Source organism: Novosphingobium resinovorum (assembly GCF_027922145.1).
GTDB classification, from domain to species: domain Bacteria; phylum Pseudomonadota; class Alphaproteobacteria; order Sphingomonadales; family Sphingomonadaceae; genus Novosphingobium; species Novosphingobium resinovorum.
On the sequence record NZ_BSFC01000023.1, the window covers coordinates 1 to 3,580 of the forward strand.

At 60.3% G+C, this 3,580-nt stretch carries 3 protein-coding genes and 2 pseudogenes; 1 reads left to right on the top strand and 4 read right to left on the bottom strand.

Annotation, left to right across the window (positions count from 1 at the left end; genetic code table 11):
* The first annotated feature begins 25 nt into the window (after positions 1-25).
* Entirely contained in the window at positions 26-607 is a 582-nt protein-coding gene (locus PKE80_RS14890) for a UPF0149 family protein (protein WP_271183185.1), read from the top strand.
* Between the two features lie 82 nt (positions 608-689).
* Here the strand turns inward: PKE80_RS14890 and PKE80_RS14895 are convergent.
* The 4 genes and pseudogenes from PKE80_RS14895 to PKE80_RS14910 form a co-directional block, all read right to left on the bottom strand.
* A pseudogene (locus PKE80_RS14895) lies at positions 690-860 on the bottom strand (IS3 family transposase); the annotation flags it as partial.
* Between the two features lie 111 nt (positions 861-971).
* Complete coding sequence (locus PKE80_RS14900; RefSeq protein ID WP_271183186.1) at positions 972-2,618, bottom strand: IS1634 family transposase; 1,647 nt, start codon at positions 2,616-2,618, stop codon at positions 972-974.
* A 174-nt stretch (positions 2,619-2,792) separates the two neighbouring features.
* Positions 2,793-2,935 (bottom strand): annotated as a pseudogene (locus PKE80_RS14905) (IS3 family transposase); the annotation flags it as partial.
* A gap of 38 nt (positions 2,936-2,973) precedes the next feature.
* Positions 2,974-3,555: a UPF0149 family protein gene (locus PKE80_RS14910; protein ID WP_107395344.1), complete on the bottom strand. Its 582-nt coding sequence runs from the start codon at positions 3,553-3,555 to the stop codon at positions 2,974-2,976.
* Positions 3,556-3,580 lie beyond the last annotated feature (25 nt).

Genomic DNA, 3,580 nt, shown 5'->3' on the forward strand with positions numbered 1-3,580 from the left:
CTGATCGGCTAGAAGCGCTGGTAGCATGAGCTTCAAACGTCAAACCGCATCCGGTAGAACCCTCTCATTGGAGCAGCTCGAAATCTGGCTCGATACGCTTGATCCGCCGGTCGCCGGTGTCTCCTCGATCGATGGCTTCCTCGCGGCGTTGGCTGCCGGGCCGTCCATCATCAATCCGGACATATGGCTCAAGAGCATCCTGCACGAACACGTCCAAAGCACGCGATCGGCGCCCGCGCGCCGAACAATCCTCAAGCGCTACAACCAGATCTGCATCGAGCTTGCCGAGTGCCCTGAGGTCTATGCGCCGATCTATATGCGGACCGAGGACGGCGAGGTCCTGCTGGAAGACTTCGCCAATGGCTTCTTCACTGCTATGCATCTGGACATGGACGCATGGAAGCCCTTCGTGTCTGATCGAGACTTCGGCCTCCCGCTTGCAGCGATCCTTGGCCAAAGCACGATCATCGACGGCACATCGTGGATCGACCAACTCCAGGATCCCCTCGCAAATCAGGCTCTTGCAGATACCTGGCGGATGATCCCCCAGATCATCTCCTTCATCCATGACCAGTGTGCCTTTGCAAGAACACTGACCGTACACTGAAGCCTCTCCACATCCCACGTGGGGTCCAAGCAGCGGTTACCGTTAACCGGCCCCGCAAGGCGGGCCTCGCCGCATGGATACCGCCCTCACGTCGCAGCAGAATGTGCAGCCGACGATAGCCAAACCGGCGGCGCTGCTGCGCAAGCTCACGCAGCTTCGCTCGAAAGTCGGCATCACCTTTCCGCTGTGACCGGTAACGCATGTTCTTCCGGTCAGCGCCGATAACACGGCACGCCCGGCGCTCGCTCATCCCCAGACCCAACTTAAACAGTGCTTTTGGAAAAGGCATTTTTGTTCAATGATATGCACGCACCGGCGCGAGTGTTACCACTACATTTTTAGGGTTGGTTGAGCTTGCAGAGGCTCAGGTTCGCGGCGGCAGTTCGCTGATATTGGCCGGCAGCGCGATGCCGGTTGCCTTGAAGACATTCCCCACCTGGCCCGAGACGTGGGTGCGGGTGGTAATGACCTTGCCGTCCTTTTCGATGGTGGCTTCCTGAAGGCGGTCGAGATCGTTGAGGAGCGGCTGCCATTCGGGCTGTAAGCCCTTTTCCTGACACAGGCGGGTGAGTTCCTTGGCCAGCGTCAGAGCGAGGAACGAGACAAATACATGGCCGCGGATAGCGGCATCGGACTGATGGAAGATGGGACGGGTATCGAAGCTGGCCTTGGCGACGCGGAACAGGGCCTCGACCTGAAGCAAATCACGGTAGCGGATGACGGCCTGCAGCGGAGTGATCCTGGCATTGGTGCGCAGCACGCTGATGCCGTCGTAGCGCGCCTCGTCGGCAAGCTTGCCCATGTCGATCTCGAAGGTCTTGCCGCTGGCCTTGAGATAGCGGCGATAGGCTGAGTTACCGACCAGGGCCTTGTCGCCCTTCTTCAGCTGGGTCTGGAGGCCATCGACGATCGCTTGCCGGTCGGCCTTGTCCTTCCTTGCCTCAGCTTCGTTGAGCGTGACGACGTAGCGCTGGGCATCTGCGCCTTTGCCAACGCGCACTTCCTTGACCCACAGCTGGGTGTCTCCTGCCTGTCGCTCGAGGACCAGGGGCACCATCGGAGCAGTGTCGGCAAGCACGACATCGCGGATGACGTTGCTGGTGCGCTCTCGCGCACCCAGGATGTATTCCATCCCCAGCTCTTCAAGGGCGGCGATCGTACCGGCACTGATCATGCCGCGGTCGGCCACGACGCACGAGCGGGTTATCCCAAAGCGGGTGCGCAGGCGCGTGACGATGGGCATGAGCACCTTCACGTCGGCCGTGTTGCCCGGGACCATCTCGGTGCAGATCGGACGCCCCTCGGCGTCGATCACCACGGCCAGGATCATCTGGGCAAGCTCGGGCCGGTGGTCCTTGGAATGACCCCGTCGACCCAGCGTGTCGCCGCCTGCACCGTAGAACGAGAGCGACGTCGTATCCATGAACACCAGGCTCAGATCAGTGAACAGGTCCCGCCGGCGATCGAACAGCTTCTCCTCGATCACGTCCTTCACACAACGAGGTGCCAATGCGCCTTCTGCCTTCTCCTCGATCTCCTCGCCGAGCCAGGCCATGGAGCGATAGAAGTGATGAAGGGCAAGATCCTCGCTGCCGTCGATGGCGTAGCTCTCCATCCAGTCCAGGCAGGCTCGGTCCGAGCCTGAGACGAACACGCGGTGCAGTGTGGCGACAAATACGGCGCGCTCCACGGCAAAGCCGAACTGCCGCCCTTCCAGCACCTCTTCCAATACAGCATCGATGCCAAGCCGCTGCCACAGGCGTCCGAACAGCAACGGGCCTCCGATCCTGCGGGCTGCGATCCGGCCTGCATCGATATCGGACAGAATGATGCTGCGCTCTGCGTGACGTGCGATCGAGGCGGCCAGTCTGTCGAGTTCGCCACTCGCGGCCAGCACATCCTTGCGGCCCAGAGCCTTGATCGTGCGCTGGCGGACAGTTTTGCCCTCGCGCACGCTCTCGACCAGGTAAAGATAGCGGTGCCCGCGCGCGACTCGTTCGACGACATACATGGCCAGGTTGTTACTGCCTGCATCCGTAAAAATAAACCAGACCGCCAGTCACACCGGAAATGTTGTTAGCACACCCGGTTTTGGCGCCAAATCCACTCGCAGCAATATCAGATACTTACGATCTCGTGTTCCCCGCGTGTTCCGCCAGCACTGTCCAACTTGGGCCAGAACCGCCTGGAGATGAGCGACCGCCTCTCGCTTGGCAGCGGGCGTTACCAATTTTTTGCGAGAAGATCCTTCAGGCCGGCGTTATCAAGCATCGCCTCGGCCAGCAGTCGCTTCAGCTTGGCGTTCTCGTCCTCCAGCGACCGTAACGTAACCGCTGCACCGACCCCACGTGGGATGTGGAGAGGCTTCAGTGTACGGTCAGGGTTCTTGCAAAGGCACACTGGTCATGGATGAAGGAGATGATCTGGGGGATCATCCGCCAGGTATCTGCAAGAGCCTGATTTGCGAGAGGATCCTGGAGCTGGTCGATCCATGATATGCCATCGATGATCGTGCTTTGGCCAAGGATAACTGCAAGCGGCAGGCCGAAGTCTCGATCAGACACGAAGGGCTTCCATGCGTCCATGTCCAGATGCATTGCGGTGAAGAAGCCATTGGCAAAGTCTTCCAGCAGGACCTCGCCGTCCTCGGTCCGCATATAGATCGGCGCATAGACCTCAGGGCACTCGGCAAGCTCGATGCAGATCTGGTTGTAGCGCTTAAGGATCGTTCGGCGCGCGGGTGCCGATCGGGCGCTTTGGACGTGTTCGCGCAGGATGCGCTTGAGCCATATGTCCGGATTGATGATGGACGGGCCGGCAGCCAACGCCGCGAGGAAGCCATCGATCGAGGAGACACCGGCGACCGGCGGATCAAGCGTATCGAGCCAGATTTCGAGCTGCTCTAATGAGAGCGTTCTGCCGGATGCGGTTTGACGTTTGAAGCTCATGCTACCAGCGCTTCTAGCCGATCAG